The sequence below is a fragment of the Thalassobaculum sp. genome, assembly GCF_965223715.1.
In the GTDB taxonomy this organism is placed as follows: domain Bacteria; phylum Pseudomonadota; class Alphaproteobacteria; order Thalassobaculales; family Thalassobaculaceae; genus Thalassobaculum.
Genome location: NZ_OZ245012.1, coordinates 2,208,472 through 2,222,846, shown reverse-complemented (window position 1 = coordinate 2,222,846; position 14,375 = coordinate 2,208,472). Strand labels below are relative to the sequence as shown.

Sequence of the window (14,375 nt, the reverse complement as noted above, 5' to 3'; positions counted from 1 at the left end):
CGCCGTCACACGGTCTTCAGGTACCAGGCCCATTCCAGCGGCGTGACCTCGGACTCGAAGTCGCGGCGCTCGCTCTCCTTCACCGCGTGGAAGACATGCTGAAAGCCCTCGCCGAGCCAGTCGGCGATGAATTGGCTCTCCTGGAACAGCTCCAGCGATTCCGCCCAGGTCTTCGGCACCGACGGCTCCTGGGATTCATAGGCGTTGCCGTCCACCGGCGGCGGGGCCTCCGCCTTGGTCTCGATGCCGTGCAGGATGGCGGCGAGGATGGCCGCACCGGCGAGGTAGGGGTTGGCGTCGGCGCCGGCGACCCGATGCTCGATCCGCACCGCGTCGGCGGAGGAGGCGGGCACGCGGAAGGCGCAGGTCCGGTTGTTGTAGCCCCAGCAGGCGGATAGCGGCACATAGGCGTTCGGCCGGATCCGGCGATAGGCGTTGGCCGTCGGGGCGAACAGGGCCATGCAGTCGTTCATGGTCTGGCACAGCCCGCCGACCGCGTGGCGCAGCAGCGGCGACCCGTGCTCGGGATCCTCCTCGCTGGCGAAGATGTTGTTGCCGTCCCTGTCCAGCACGCTGACATGCATGTGCAGGCCGTTGCCGGTCTCGTCGCCGAACGGCTTGGCCATGAAGGTCGCGTTCATGCCATGGGCGCGGGCGACGCCCTTGACCACCCGCTTCAGCATCACGGCGTGATCGGCCGCCTGCACCGGGTCGTCCACATGGGTCAGGTTGATCTCGAACTGGCCCGGCGCGTATTCGGCCGAGGCCGCCATGGCCGGGATGCCCTGGAGCTGGCAGGCGTTGGCCACATCGTCCAGCACCGCCTCGAAATCGTCGAGCTCGTCCAGGCCGTAGACCTGGGTGGTCGATTGGCGCGAGCCGGTCACCGGACTGACCGCCGGGCTCGGCGGCAGATGGGCCTCGCGGGTCCGGTCGATCAGATAGAATTCTAGTTCCAGCGCCACCACCGGCCGCCAGCCCTTGTCGGCATAGCGCTGGGCGACCCGCTGCAGGACCACGCGCGGATCGGCATAGAACGGCGTGCCGTCCGGCTCCGCCATGGTCAGCATCACCTGGGCCGAGGGCCGCGCCGTCCAGGGGACCTGGACCAGGGAATTGGCGACCGGCCAGCAGGGATAGTCCGCATCGCCCAACTCCCAGACCAATCCGCTGGAATCGACGCTGTCGCCGGTGACGTCGGTGCCGAAGACCGAGGCCGGAAAGGCCGCGCCGTTCTTGAAGGTGCCCTCGAGCTGGTCGCGGCCGATCCGTTTGCCGCGCACAACGCCGGACAGGTCGGGCAGGAGAACGTCGATCGTCGCCACATCCGGATGGGCGGCCAGGAATTCGGTCGCGATCTTCGGCGAGGGCACGGAGTTCGGTCTGGAAGAGGACATGATTGTAAGACACTCAAAAGGTTTATCGGTCATACCATGGCGCGAAGGTCCTGTGGAATGCGATCTTGCGCCGACCGGCTCGGCGGGCCGACACTTCCGCCCACCAACCGATGCGGGAGGACCCCCATGACGCTCAGCTTCGCCGTCGGCGACCTCCGGGTCGACCGGATCCTCGAGCAGGAACTGCCGGGCTTCGATCCCTTCACCTTCCTGCCGACCCTGACGCCGGAGATCCTGGAGGCGAACCGGTCCTGGCTCGAGCCGTTGAGCCTCGATCCCGCGACCGGTCTGTTCATCTTCCCGATGCAGTCCTACGTGATCCGCACGGGCAGGCACACGATCCTGGTGGATACCTGCGTCGGTAACCACAAGGACCGGCCGACCCGCCCGAACTGGCACCAGAAGACCGACACCACCTACATGGACGCCCTGGCCAAGGCGGGGCTGAGCGTGGAGGACATCGACTATGTGATGTGCACCCACCTCCACCCGGACCATGTGGGCTGGAACACCAAACTCCTCGACGGCCGCTGGGTCCCGACCTTTCCCAATGCGAAATACGTGTTCTCGGCCAAGGAGCTGGCGCACTGGACCGCGCGCAATGCCGAGAACCCTGTGCCCTATATGGTGGACAGCGTGCTGCCGGTGGTGGAGGCCGGGCAGGTGGTGGAAGTCGCCAGCGACCATGCCTTCGATGACTGCCTGCATCTGGAGCCGACACCGGGGCACACGCCGGACCATTTCGCGGTCCACCTGCATTCCAATGGCTCCGACGCCCTCCTGATCGGCGACATGATCCACTCGCCGCTGCAGTGCCGGCATCCGGACCTGGTGGCGGCCCCGGACTTCGACCGGGACATGGCACAGGCGACCCGAACGGTGACCATGGACAAATACTGCGAGACCGACACGCTGATCTGCACGGCGCATTTCCGTTCCCCCTCGATCGGGCATTTCGTGCGGCACGGCGACGCCTTCGACTTCAAGTTCCGGGGCACCTGAAAGCCGCCCTCTTCGGTGAGTATGTGTGAGGAAACTCGCATTTCAGCCGTGGGCAGGGCGGTACCATCATGGCGTTAGCGAAGTGCGGGGGAGGGCGCGCCATGAGAGTTGTCGGGAGTCCGGGTCGATCTGACGGTCCTTCGTGTTTGTCTTTCGCGGTGGGAGCCGGCCATGACCTCGGCGGCCGCTGACGGGATCGCGCCGGCCGGCCGGCCGCGGCATCTCGTCGGCGCCAGCCTGATCTCCGCCGCGGGCTCGCAGCCGACCCATCTGCTGCCGGTGACGATCGCCGCCGTGGTGGCCGGCACCTCAGCTTCTCCGGAGACGGCCGGCCTGATCGCCTCGGCCATGTTGATCGGGCAGTTGGTCTCCTCCATCGGCCTGCCGCTGCTCAAGGTCTCCGCCATCTCCCGGCTTTGGGCGCTGGCGGTCTCGCTCGCCCTGCTGGCCGGGCTGGTGCTGTCGGGGGCGGACGGCTTCCTCATGCTGTTGGGGGGCTGGTTCATCGTCGGGCTTTGCTGCGGCGTACTCTTGTTCCTCGGGACGGTGTCCGCCGCCCATTTCGCGACGCCCTCGCTCGCCTTCACCCTCAGGCTCGGCGTTGTGCTGGTGCTGGCCGGTGTCGCGACCGGGCTGATCCAGATCACCGGCGCGGCCGGTTCCTACGGCACCTATCTGATCTGGTTCGGCGTCGCCATCGCCGCCGTCCTGGCGGTCGGTAACTTACTCTACGCGCCGATCCCGCCGGTGGAAGGCCCAACGGACGCGGCAACCGGCGACGGTTTCACGGCGAAGATGGCCGCCGGGCTGGTCGCCGCCTATGTCCTGTTCGTCGGCCAGACCGGGCTCGTCGCCTATGTTCTGTTCTCGGCGGTCGAACGGGGGATGGACCTGTCGTCTGCCGCCTGGGCCTTCGCCGCGTGCAAGATCGGCTCCGGTCTCTGGCTGGTCACGGCGTCGCGGATCGCGAAGCCCGGCTCCTCAGTGCTGCGGATGACGGTGCTGGGCCTGCTGGTCGGGATCGGCGGCTACGGCATGTCGAAATCGGCCGAGATCCAGTACCTGTTTGGCTTCCTGATCGTGTTCCAGATCGCCTTCAACTCGCTGTCGGCGCAGATGCAGGGCAGTATCGCCGCGACCGGGCCGAAGATCACCGGCCGCTGGATCGCCGGCACGCTGCTGCTGGGCGCGGCGTCCGGCCCGCCGCTGCATGGCTGGGCGATCGGCGCCGGGCTGGAGGCCGAGTTCGTGATCTTCGCGGTGTCCACCGCTCTGCTGCCGGTGGTGTGGCGGGTGGTCTGCCGCATCGACCAGCCGGCGGCCGGTTAGTCGGGCCGCCGTTGCCGCCGATTGGACAGTGTTGTATTCACTGGAAAGTCCAATCCGCGAGGCTCCCCATGACAGTCGATCTCGAAGCCTGGATCCGCGAGCGCCGGATCACGGAGGTGGAGTGTCTTGTCTCCGACCTGTCGGGCATCGCCCGCGGCAAGATCCTGCCGGCCCAGAAATTCCTGCGCGCCACCCGTGACCAGGGGCTGCGCCTACCGGAGTCGATCTTCGGCCAGACCGTGACCGGCGAGTATATCGACGAGATCGACCTCGACCCCCGGGCCAGCGACGTCTTCCTGCGGCCGGTCGCCGAGACCATCCGCATGGTGCCCTGGTATGCCGAGCCGACCGCCCAGGTGATCCACGATGCCCATTACTTCGACGGCACCCCGGTGGACATCGCCGCCCGCGCCGTGCTGCGCCGGGTGCTGGACCTGTATGCCGAGAAGGGCTGGACCCCGATCGTCGCGCCCGAGCTGGAATTCTTCCTGGTCAAGGTGAACGAGGATCCGGACTACCCGCTGGAGCCGCCGGTCGGCCGCTCCGGGCGTCCGGAGACCGCCCGCCAGGCCTATGGCATCGACGCGGTGAACGAGTTCGACCCGCTGTTCGAGGACATCTACGACTACTGCGAGGCGCAGGAGATCGACGTCGACACGCTGATCCACGAGAGCGGGGCGGCGCAGATGGAGATCAACTTCAACCACGGCGAGGCCATGGCGCTCGCCGACCAGACCTTCCTGTTCAAGCGCACCGTCCGTCAGGCGGCGCTGGACCACAAGATCTACGCCACCTTCATGGCCAAGCCGATGCAGTACGAGCCGGGCAGCTCGATGCACATGCACATCTCGGTGGTGGACAGCGAGACGGGGCAGAACCTGTTCGCCGGCAAGGACGGCAAGAACTCGGACTTCTTCCTGAACTTCATCGGTGGGCTGCAGAAATACGTGCCGCCGTCGATGGCCCTGTTCGCGCCTTATGTGAACTCCTACCGCCGCCTGGTGCCGGATTCCGATGCGCCGGTGAACGTGCACTGGGGGGTCGACAACCGCACAACCGGCTTCCGGGTGCCCGAATCACGGCCGGAGAGCCGGCGGGTGGAGAACCGGGTGCCGGGGGCAGACGCGAATCCGTACCTGGCCTTCGCGGCGTCGCTCGCCTGCGGGTATCTGGGGCTGGTGGAGGAACTGGAGCCGTCGAAACCGGTGGAGGGTAGCGCCTACAACCTGGCGGCCAACCTGCCGCGTCATCTGGAGGACGCGCTGCTGCGGCTGAACCGCTCCAAGCCGCTGCGCGACATCCTCGGCCAGCGCTTCATCAACGTGCTGACCCAGGTGAAGGAGCAGGAATCCAAGGCCTATCTCCAGGTCATCAGCGCCTGGGAGCGGCAGTATCTTCTGCTCAACGTCTAGGGCTTTCGGAAAAAGAAAAAGGGCGTGGCCGGTTCATTCTAAATCGGCCACGCCCCTTGAGAATCTTCCGGATCAGGCTGCGTCGAGCGCGTGCTCGGCTTCGATCTCGGCGACCATGCGGGCGGTCTCGGCCGCGATCTCGCGAACCAGCTCCAGCGCCTCGCCATACATCTGGGTCAGGCCGGTATCCACGGTCAAAGCCTGGAGGGCCTCGATCGCCCGTGCGTTGGTCGCGTCCATCTGCTCGTACTCGAACTCTTCAGTCATCGGCTGATCCCTACGCCCCACGTCATGCCCGTGACCGCATCCTGGCGGGGGAACGTGAACAAAGCGTTAAGCGCCTCATTTTCTTTTCAGAATGCTGCCGTTTTCCGTCGGGCCTGGGTATAGTCGCGGGATCGTTCTCCATGCCGGAATGCACAAGATGACCTCCGCCGCCCCTGCCGCCGCTTCGGCCATAGACACCGACCATATCCGCGGCCTCGACGCCGCCCATCACTGGCACCCCTTCACCGACACCAAGGCGCTGAACGCCGAGGGCACGCGGGTGATCGTCAAGGCCGAGGGCTGCCGGCTCTGGGATTCCAAGGGCAACGAGATCCTGGACGGCATGGCAGGCCTGTGGTGCGTGAATGTCGGCTACGGCCGCAAGGCGCTGGCGGATGCCGCGTCCCGGCAGATGATGGAGCTGCCGTACTACAACACCTTCTTCAAGACGACGAACGTGCCGGCGACCGAACTGGCCGCCAAGCTGGCCGAACTGACCCCGGACGGGCTGAACTACGCCTTCTTCGCCAATTCCGGCTCCGAGGCGAACGACACGATCGTGCGCATGGTGCGGCACTTCTGGCAGCTCCGCGGCAAGCCGAACAAGAAGACCCTGATCAGCCGGGAGTTCGCCTATCACGGCTCGACCATGATCGCGACGAGCCTCGGCGGCATGACGGCGATGCACAAGCAGGTCGACATGCCGCTGCCCGGCTTCTCCCACATCCGCCCGCCCTATTTCGTGCGCGACGGCGGCAACATGACCGAGGAGGAATTCGGCATCGCGGCGGCCCAGGCGCTGGAGGACCGCATCCAGGAGCTGGGGGCCGACACCATCGCCGCGTTCATCGCCGAGCCGATCCAGGGGGCCGGCGGCGTGATCGTCCCGCCGGCGAGCTACTTCCCGGAGATCCAGCGGATCTGCCGCAACCACGACATCCTGTTCATCGTCGACGAAGTCATCACCGGCTTCGGACGTACCGGCAACTGGTTCGCCAGCCAGACCTTCGATCTGAAACCCGACATGATGACCCTGGCCAAGGGCCTGTCCTCGGGTTACGCGCCGATCTCGGCCGTGATGGTGGGCGACCGGGTGGCGCAGACCCTGATCGAGGAGGGCGGCGAGTTCTTCCACGGGTTCACCTATTCTGGCCATCCGGTGGCCTGCGCGGTGGCGCTGGAGAACCTGCGGATCATCGAGGAGGAGGGCCTGGTCGAGCGCGCCCGCAGCGATATCGGCCCGTATCTGCAGGACGCCCTGCGCTCGCTGTCCGACCACCCGCTGGTCGGGGAGGTCCGGGGCGTCGGCATGATCGGCGCGCTGGAGCTGGTGAAGGACAAGGACGGCCCGGTCTTCTTCGATCCGATCGGCCGGGTCGGCACGATCTGCCGCGACCACTGCTTCTCCAACAACCTGGTGATGCGCGCGGTGCGCGACGCGATGGTCTGCTCGCCGCCGCTGGTCATCACCCGGCCCGAGATCGACCGGCTAGTGGACACCCTGAAGCTCTGCCTGGACAAGACGTACGCCGATATCTGAGTTCCGGCGCCGGTATCTGAATTGCAGCGATGAAAAGTTGAATAGAATGCAGTTAAAACTGGCTTGATTAATCTTTTCTTAACCATCACTATGGTGATGGGAGAGGGAGTAAATCAGCCATGATTCAATCGTCATTCGAGTCGCTTGCCCCGGTCGGGGCGTCGGCTCGGTCGCTGGCCGCGGGGCTGCCCTTCGGCGCACGCGGTGCCATGGCGCTGGGAAGCGGATTGCGCTCCGGTGCGGTTCTGATCGATGTGGCCGGACAGGCGACAGCGAATCTCGACGAGGTGCGCAAGGCCCTGGCCGAAGCCCAGCGCGAGGAGGTTCGCGCCGAGGCGCGACGCGCCTTCACCGACGAGGTCCGGGCCCGGACCGAACCCAATGGGGCCGACCCGGCGGGTGCCGTGGCCGAGGGCGGGCTGGGAGAGGGCGATGCCCTGAAGGCAGTGGCTGCGGCCCAGATCGCGGCCGTCACCGGCGAGACCGCGGGGCGCGGCTCATTCGTCAACCTTGCGGTCTGAGCGCATCCCGGCGGGTCTTCACTCGGGCAGGTCGAGCTTGTTCTTCCGGGCGTTCTCCAGGAACGTCAGGATCCTGACCCGTTTTGTGTCGAGCTGCTCGCGGCTGATCGGCAATTCGCTGATCCAGATCTTGATCCGGTCCATCACCTTGGTCAGGCCTTCGTCCTTGAGCACGTAGTCGTCCGCGCCGGCGCGGAAGCTCGCGATCAGGCTCTCAGGCTTGCGGCCGCTGGTGGCGACGATGATCGGCGTGGTCCGGCTGATCTTGGCGCGGACCTGGGAAATGAAGCGGTTGCCGCCTTCCTCGTGGAAGACGCCGGGCTGGGTGAAGATCCCGAGATCGACCACGCACAGATCGACCCGCGACCGCTGCATGATCGCCAGGGCGTCAGACGCATCGGTGAAGTTCGTCACGGTCCCCAGAACGCCGTCGACCGCGGCGCGGAACAGCATCGTCTGGATCAGGTCGTCTTCCAGCAGCAGAATCTGTCGTTCGATGGGCATGCGGATCAGGTGGGGACGGGATTGTTCGACTGAAGCTCGGCGATCTTTGCCTGGGCATGCCCGATGGCCGTGGCCACCTCCTCGGCATGCGCCTCCACGAAGGGCGCGCCCTCGCGGATCGTTTCCTGATAGCGGCGGCTGAGGCTGCTGAGCTGGAGCAGGCCGATATTGCCGGCGATCGAGACGAGTTTGTGAAGGGCCTGACGCTTGTCCTCCTGTCCGGCCGACGGGGCGGCGACCTTCTGGCCCAGGGCGGCGATCTCCGTTGCAGCCTGTTGCAGCACCATGGCCAGCGTGTCGGCCGGCACCAGCTTGGCCAGCGCCTCATAGCGTTCCCGGCTGAAGACGGGCTCTGCGGCACCGGTCGGAGCGATGGCCGCCGGGGCGCTCTCCGCGGTCTGCACCGCCTGGGCCTGCAGCACGCCCACGCGGGTGAGGGCGTCGTACAGCGCATCCTTGTCGACCGGCTTGGCCAGGTAGCCGTTCATGCCCGCTTCCAGGCAGGCGCTCATGTCGTCGCGCGACACATAGGCGGTCAGCGCGATGATCGGCACCGACCGGGCGGGCTCGGCCGTCTCGGGGCCGCGCAGGGTCCGTGTCGCCTCCAGCCCGTCCATCACCGGCATCTCGATATCCATGAGAACCGCATCGAAGGTCCCACCCCGCACCGCCTCGACCGCATCCGCGCCATTGGTCGCCGCCGCCGTCTCGCAGCCGATCCGTTCCAGCAGGGCGCGGGCGATGTCCGTATTGATCTCGATGTCGTCGACCACCAGGATCCGCGGCGCCGCCTTGGCCGGGACATACGCGACCTCCGCCCCCGCGGACTGTGCCGGCGCAGCGGCCGGGCCATGGGTCCGGGTCGGGATCGCCAGGGTTACGGTCGTGCCGGCGCCGGGTTCGGAGGCGACATCGACCGTCCCCGCCATCGCCTCCACCCCGGCCTGCACGATCGCCATGCCGAGGCCGCTGCCCGAGACGGACGAGACACCGATCCGCTCGAACGGTTCGAAGATGCGGGAGAGCTGATCGGAGTCCATACCGGTTCCGGTATCCCTGACGGTGAGGCGCAGCACCTGGCCGGACCCTTCGGTGCTGATCGAGGCACCGATCGTAACATACCCGCTCTCGGTGAACTTGACGGCGTTGGACAGGATGTTGACCAGACACCGGCTGAGCCGCGGCCCGTCCACCATGACGATCTCGTTGGGAATGCCGTCGGGGTCGATCCGCAGCTCGATCCCCTTGAGGGCGGCTTCTGTCCGGAAGTCGGCGATCGCGTCGCGCACGAGCTTTGGCAGCGCCCAGGGTTCGTTGACCGCCTGCTCGGGCTCGCTCTGGATCTTCGAGGCATGGAGAATGTCGTCGATCATGCGCAACAGGGACCGGGCGGCGACGCTGAGCCGGTCGAGCTGTTCGGTGCGGTTCTCCGCCGACCCGTCGCTGCGCAGGAGTTGGGCGTAGCCGAGGATAGCGTTGAGAGGGGTGCGGACCTCGTGGCTCATCATCGCGATGAACCGGTTGCGGACCTCCAGCGCCTCGCGGGCGGCGGCCTCGCTCGTCTTCAGCGACGCGACCATCCTGCGGCGCTTGGCCTCCACCGCGATCAGAAGGCCGAGGATGGTGGCGCCGGAGACGCCGGCCGCGATCACCACCGGGCTGTATGTGGTCAGGATCGTGATCGCGAGCGCCCGATCGGGCAGCAGAAGCACCACCGGCAGGGACATGGCGGAGCCCAGGGCGGCGTACCCGATCAGCCAGAGGAACGGGTGCCGGAAGGTCCGGCGCTTCATGACGTACCAGGCGGCGACGCTGCACAGGGCGAAGATCGGCAGCGACAGCATCCCGGTGGTGGCGCCGATCCCGCCGATCCAGGCGCGCATCAGCATCGGCGGAAGCACCGCCACGAGCGCGGTCACCGGCCCGCCCAGGATGCCGGACATCAGCAACGGTCCGGCCCGAGTGTCGTAAATGATGCCGGGGGCGATCTGGATCGGGATCAGCATCACCAGTGCGGAGGCGGCACCCAGCGCCAGGCCGAGAATCAGCGACCGGGCGAGCGGGCTGATCCCATCATTCAGGCCGGGGGTCGCGGAATAGACCAGTGCCGCCAGGGCCAGGAGCCCGATGTTGTTGATCAGCGGAAGAAGGATATCCATTCAAACGACCCTGGCTCACCCCGTGCCCGCCTCGACTATCGCTGCGATTGGCGAAAAAGAAACCGAAAATCGAGATAGTCCGACTGCACGCAATCGCAGCTTATCGTGTTGAGCGGCATTGACACTCCCCGGCGGGCACCGTTGAATCCGATCTAATGTTGTGCACCGCAAAAGGTGCCGTTTCAGCCAAGGGGGCTTTGATGACCAAGCGCAACCTTTCCCGGCAGATCCCGTCCGGTGTCTCCCGACGCTCGTTTCTCGCGGGAACCGGCGCTGTGGCGGCCGGGCTGACCTTCTCCGGCAAGGCTTTCGCCGCTGAGGAAAAGGTCCTCAACTTCTACAACTGGGACACTTATATCGGCGAAACGACGCTCGGCGATTTCAAGGACGCGAGCGGCATCGACGTCACCATGGACCTGTTCGCCGACAACGACGAACTGTTCGCCAAGCTGAAGGCCGGCAACCCGGGCTACGACGTGATCGTGCCGACCAACGACTATGTCGAGCGCATGATCTCCGCCGACATGCTGGTCAAGCTCGATCATTCCAAGATCCCGAACATCAAGAACGTCGACCCGGCGTTCATGAACCCGGCGTTCGACCCGGGCCGCACCTATTCGCTGCCGTACATGTGGGGCTCCATCGGCATCGGCTACCGCAAGAGCCGTGTGAACGGCGTGCCGGACAGCTGGAAGGTGCTCTACGACAGTGACGAGTACGCCGGGAAGATCGCCCTGCTGGCGGCGCCGAGCACGGTGCTGCAGGTCGGCTGCAAGTATCTCGGCTATCCGCTGAACGAGAACGATCCGGCGGTGCTCGAGCGGGTCGCCGAGATGCTCATCAAGCAGAAGCCGAACATCAAGGTCTTCGCCGAGGATAACGGCCAGGACCTGCTGCTGTCCGGCGAGGTCGACCTGACCATGGAGTGGAATGGCGACATCCTGCAGGTGATGGCCGAGGACGACGACATCTCCTATGTCGTGCCGAAGGAGGGCGGGCTGCTCTGGGAGGACACGCTGTGCATCCCGACCGGCGCGCCGCATCCGGAGAACGCCCACGCCTTCATCAACTACCTGCTCGACGCCAAGGCGGGCGCGGCGATTGCCGACTTCATCCAGTACGCCACCCCGAACAAGGCGGCCAAGGAGCTGATGTCGGACGAGTACAAGAACAATCCGGCGATCTTCCCGACCGACGAGGTCATCCGGAATTCGGAGACCGCGATCTACCAGGGCACCGACTACACCCAGCTCGTGGATCGTCTCTGGACCAAGATCGGCGCGGCCTGAGGTCGCGCGACCACGGTCGCGGGGGGACGCGGTGGAGAACTGGCGGCGGGGCCGATCCGCATTCTGGCTGATCGGCCTCGGGCCGACCTTCTGGCTCGTCCTGTTCTTCCTGATCCCGCTGGCCATCGTCTGGCTGTACAGCTTCGCGGAGCTGCGCGGCCTGGTCGACATGGAGGTGACGGGCACCCTCGACAACTACGCCCGAGCCCTCGACCCGCTCTATCTGGAGGTCTTCGGCAAATCCGTGGTCTTCGCCGGCATCACCACGGTGGTGTCGCTGATCGTCGGCTTTCCGGTGGCGCTGGCCATCGTCTTCGCCCCTCCGCGCTGGCGGCCGATCCTGTTGCTGCTGGTGATCCTGCCGTTCTGGACCAACCTGCTGATCCGCACCTACGCCCTGATCGCGGTGCTGCGGGTGCGAGGCTTCGCCAACTTCACCCTGGAATGGTTCTGGGAGCAGTCGAACACCCTGCTGTCGCTGCTCGGCCTCGGCTCCTACCAGCTCCTGGGAGAGCGGTTCGAGCCGCTGGAACTGCTGTACAACAACACCGCCGTTATCATCGGGCTGGTCTATGTGCACCTGCCCTTCATGGTGCTGCCGCTCTATGCCGCGCTGGAGAAACTGGACCGCTCGCTGATCGAGGCGGCCCTCGACCTCGGCGCGTCCCAGTGGCGGGCCTTCCTGACGGTGGTGGTGCCGCTGTCCATGCCCGGCATCATCTCCGGCGCGATCCTGGTCTTCATTCCGGCGCTCGGATCCTTCCTGACGCCCGACCTGCTCGGCGGTACCGACAGCCAGATGATCGCCAACGTGATCGAGCGCCAGTTCAAGAGCGCCAATGACTGGCCCTTCGGTGCGGCCCTGTCGTTCCTGCTGATGTATCTGACCTTCGCCGCCCTGGCCCTGCGGGCGGTGGTGTCGCGCGGCCGGGGAGGGATCTGACGATGGCCCGCACCCCCGTCGGCCCGCTCGAATATACCCGGCGCACCTGGATGCGCCTCACCCTGCTGGCGACCTTCATCTTCCTCTACGCGCCGATCGTCACCCTGGTGGCGTTCAGCTTCAACGACAGCCGGCGCAACATCGTCTGGCGCGGCTTCACGCTGAAATACTACGAGCAGGCGCTCGGCAATTCCGAACTCATCGAGGCCTTCGTCAACTCGCTGACCATCGCGCTGCTCTCCACCGCGATCTCCACGGTGCTCGGGGCGCTGACCGCCCTGCTGCTGTGGCGCTTCCGCTTCCCCTTCAAGGGCGCCTATGAGGGGGCGATGGCCCTGCCGATCGTGATCCCGGAGATCTGCATGGGTGTGGCGATGCTGGCCTTCTTCGCCAAGGTCGGCTGGCCGAGCGGGCTGCCCTGGCCGCTGTCGCTGTCGGCCATCATCATCGCCCATGTCTCCTTCAGCTTCCCCTTCGTCGCCGTCGTGGTGCGCGCCCGGCTGGCCGGCTTCAACCAGGAGCTGGCGGAGGCGGCCCAGGATCTGGGGGCGAGCGAGTGGCGGGTGTTCTGGGACGTGATGGTGCCCTTCATGCGCCCCGGCCTGGTGGCGGGCGCGCTGCTGGCCTTCACGCTGTCCCTGGACGATTTCGTCATCACCTTCTTCACCTCCGGCCCGGATACGGTGACCTTCCCGGTCAAGGTCTACTCCATGGTCCGGTTCTCGGTGACGCCGGAGGTGAACGCCGCCTCGACCGTTCTGATCGTGCTGACCGTTGTGCTGACCAGCATTGCCCTGTGGATGCAGTTCCGCCAGGAGAAGGAGAAGTCATGAGCATCAGCGCAGCCGCACCCCTGGCCGGCAACGACGCGCCGATCATCGAGATCTCCGGCCTCAGCAAGCGTTTCGGATCGTTCTCCGCAGTGGAAGACGTCAACCTGACGATCGGCCGGGGCGAGTTCTTTGCGCTGCTCGGTCCGTCCGGCTGCGGCAAGACCACGCTCCTGCGCATGCTGGCCGGCCTGGAGCTGCCGAGCGAGGGCACGATCAAGATCGACGGGCAGGACATGTCCCTGGTCCCGGCCAACAAGCGGCCGGTGAACATGGTGTTCCAGTCCTATGCCGTCTTCCCGCACATGTCGGTGCTGGACAATGTCGGCTACGGCCTGCGGATCGACGGCGTGCCGCGCGACGAGATCCGGCACCGGGCCGAGGAGGCGCTGTCGCTGGTCAAGCTCGACGGCTTCGCCAAGCGCCGCCCGGACCAGCTCTCCGGAGGCCAGCGCCAGCGCGTCGCCCTGGCCCGGGCCCTGGTGAAGCGCCCGAAGGTGCTGCTGCTCGACGAGCCGCTCTCGGCGCTGGACGCCAAGCTGCGCGAGGCCATGCGGCTGGAGATGGTGAACCTGCAGGAGACCGTCGGCATCACCTTCATCATCGTCACCCACGACCAGTCGGAAGCCCTGTCCATGGCGAGCCGGATCGCGGTGATGGACCAGGGGGCGGTGCAGCAGATCGCCCCGCCGGCGGAGCTGTACGAATTTCCGTCCAGCCGGTTCGTCGCCGACTTCATCGGGTCGGTGAACATGATCGAAGGCCGGGTGGAAGGGGCGTCGGACGGCCGAGTCCGGCTCGCCTGCCCGGGCGTGGCCACGCCGATCGAGATGGAGCACAAGAGCCCGCCGCCGGTCGGCAGCACCGCCTGGGTGGCGCTGCGTCCGGAGAAGATCGACATCACCAAGGAACCGACCGGCGAGACGGACGCTAATACCGTGTCTGGAATGGTCGAAGAAGTCACCTATCTAGGCGAAACATCAGTCTATCATGTCCGGATTTCCCCGGACCTGCCGCTGATGAAGGTGTCGAGCGCCAACCTGGACCGGGTCACGCGACGCGCCTTTACCTGGGAAGATCCTGTATATCTTTCCTGGACGGCAACCTGCGGAGTGGTTCTGGAAAGGTGAGCATACCCAATACGATCGAAGAGGCAGGCGGCGAGACCAGATGGCTGGATAG

The 14,375-nt window shown here is 66.2% G+C and carries 13 protein-coding genes; 9 read left to right on the top strand and 4 right to left on the bottom strand.

What is annotated here, in order from left to right:
* Positions 1-5 precede the first annotated feature (5 nt).
* Positions 6-1,397 carry a glutamine synthetase family protein gene (locus ACOQOP_RS10280; RefSeq protein WP_420566242.1) on the bottom strand — a complete coding sequence of 464 codons (1,392 nt, stop codon included), beginning with the start codon at positions 1,395-1,397 and terminating at the stop codon, positions 6-8.
* A 126-nt stretch (positions 1,398-1,523) separates the two neighbouring features.
* Between ACOQOP_RS10280 and ACOQOP_RS10275 the strand changes: the two genes are divergently transcribed.
* From ACOQOP_RS10275 to ACOQOP_RS10265, 3 genes are all read left to right on the top strand, one after another.
* The gene (locus ACOQOP_RS10275) at positions 1,524-2,399 is read left to right on the top strand and encodes an MBL fold metallo-hydrolase (RefSeq protein ID WP_420566241.1); all 876 of its coding nucleotides are present in this window, start codon (positions 1,524-1,526) and stop codon (positions 2,397-2,399) included.
* A 171-nt stretch (positions 2,400-2,570) separates the two neighbouring features.
* On the top strand, positions 2,571-3,728 hold the full coding sequence (locus ACOQOP_RS10270; RefSeq protein WP_420566240.1) for a hypothetical protein: 1,158 nt from the start codon (positions 2,571-2,573) through the stop codon (positions 3,726-3,728).
* A 68-nt stretch (positions 3,729-3,796) separates the two neighbouring features.
* On the top strand, positions 3,797-5,140 hold the full coding sequence (locus ACOQOP_RS10265; protein ID WP_420566239.1) for a glutamine synthetase family protein: 1,344 nt from the start codon (positions 3,797-3,799) through the stop codon (positions 5,138-5,140).
* Positions 5,141-5,212: 72 nt separating this feature from the next.
* Here ACOQOP_RS10265 and ACOQOP_RS10260 read toward each other — a convergent pair whose 3' ends face one another.
* Positions 5,213-5,407 carry a hypothetical protein gene (locus ACOQOP_RS10260; RefSeq protein ID WP_420566238.1) on the bottom strand — a complete coding sequence of 65 codons (195 nt, stop codon included), beginning with the start codon at positions 5,405-5,407 and terminating at the stop codon, positions 5,213-5,215.
* A gap of 157 nt (positions 5,408-5,564) precedes the next feature.
* Between ACOQOP_RS10260 and ACOQOP_RS10255 the strand changes: the two genes are divergently transcribed.
* Both ACOQOP_RS10255 and ACOQOP_RS10250 read left to right on the top strand, forming a co-directional pair.
* Complete coding sequence (locus tag ACOQOP_RS10255) at positions 5,565-6,947, top strand: aspartate aminotransferase family protein (protein ID WP_420566237.1); 1,383 nt, start codon at positions 5,565-5,567, stop codon at positions 6,945-6,947.
* A 119-nt stretch (positions 6,948-7,066) separates the two neighbouring features.
* Complete coding sequence (locus ACOQOP_RS10250) at positions 7,067-7,468, top strand: hypothetical protein (protein WP_420566236.1); 402 nt, start codon at positions 7,067-7,069, stop codon at positions 7,466-7,468.
* Positions 7,469-7,486: 18 nt separating this feature from the next.
* On the opposite strand, the gene ACOQOP_RS10245 is transcribed toward ACOQOP_RS10250, so the two are convergent.
* Together ACOQOP_RS10245 and ACOQOP_RS10240 are read right to left on the bottom strand one after the other, a co-directional pair.
* Entirely contained in the window at positions 7,487-7,972 is a 486-nt protein-coding gene (locus tag ACOQOP_RS10245) for a response regulator (RefSeq protein WP_420566235.1), read from the bottom strand.
* 5 nt (positions 7,973-7,977) lie between these two features.
* Positions 7,978-10,131, bottom strand: a complete 2,154-nt coding sequence (locus ACOQOP_RS10240; RefSeq protein WP_420566234.1) for a response regulator — start codon at positions 10,129-10,131, stop codon at positions 7,978-7,980.
* A 200-nt stretch (positions 10,132-10,331) separates the two neighbouring features.
* Between ACOQOP_RS10240 and ACOQOP_RS10235 the strand changes: the two genes are divergently transcribed.
* From ACOQOP_RS10235 to ACOQOP_RS10220, 4 genes are read left to right on the top strand one after another with little or no spacing between them, the layout of a single operon-like run.
* A complete protein-coding gene (locus ACOQOP_RS10235; RefSeq protein ID WP_420566233.1) occupies positions 10,332-11,420 on the top strand; it encodes an ABC transporter substrate-binding protein in 1,089 nt (362 codons plus the stop codon).
* A 31-nt stretch (positions 11,421-11,451) separates the two neighbouring features.
* Positions 11,452-12,363: an ABC transporter permease gene (locus ACOQOP_RS10230; protein ID WP_420566232.1), complete on the top strand. Its 912-nt coding sequence runs from the start codon at positions 11,452-11,454 to the stop codon at positions 12,361-12,363.
* Between the two features lie 2 nt (positions 12,364-12,365).
* Entirely contained in the window at positions 12,366-13,196 is an 831-nt protein-coding gene (locus ACOQOP_RS10225) for an ABC transporter permease (RefSeq protein ID WP_420566231.1), read from the top strand.
* The gene (locus ACOQOP_RS10220) at positions 13,193-14,323 is read left to right on the top strand and encodes an ABC transporter ATP-binding protein (protein ID WP_420566230.1); all 1,131 of its coding nucleotides are present in this window, start codon (positions 13,193-13,195) and stop codon (positions 14,321-14,323) included. Before ACOQOP_RS10225 ends, ACOQOP_RS10220 begins: the two co-directional genes overlap by 4 nt.
* Positions 14,324-14,375 lie beyond the last annotated feature (52 nt).